The sequence below is a fragment of the Caulobacter sp. 05T431 genome, assembly GCF_056665975.1.
In genome coordinates this window covers 1-441 of sequence record NZ_JBFTKU010000122.1, presented here as the reverse complement: position 1 = coordinate 441, position 441 = coordinate 1, and the positions used below count along the sequence as shown (strand labels likewise).

General features: G+C 70.3%; 1 protein-coding gene. It reads right to left on the bottom strand.

From position 1 onward, the window contains the following. On the bottom strand, positions 1–441 hold a 441-nt coding region (locus AC1U89_RS24795; protein ID WP_479902267.1), incomplete at both ends, for an aldehyde dehydrogenase family protein.

Genomic DNA, 441 nt, shown 5'->3' with positions numbered 1-441 from the left:
ACCGAGGCCACCGGCCCGAAGATTTCCTCGCTGACCATGCGGGCCTGCAGCGGCACGTTGGTCACGACGGTGGGCGGGTAGTAATACCCGGCGCCGTCGATGGCCTTGCCGCCGGCCAGGAGCCTGGCGCCCTGGCTGACCGCGTCGCGGACCAGCGAGTCGACTTTGCGGACGCTGGCCTCGTCCACCAGCGGACCGACCTCGGTGCCGGGGTCGGTGCCCGGGCCCACGCGCATGGCGCCCATGCGTTCGGCCAGCCGGCGGGCGAACTCGTCGTGGATGCCGCGCTGGACGTAGATCCGGTTGGCGGCGGTGCAGGCCTGGCCGCCGTTGCGCATCTTGGCGATCATGGCGCCGTCGAGGGCCAAATCGAGGTCCGCGTCATCGAAGACCAGGAACGGAGCGTTGCCGCCCAGTTCCATCGAGCACTTGAGCACGTTG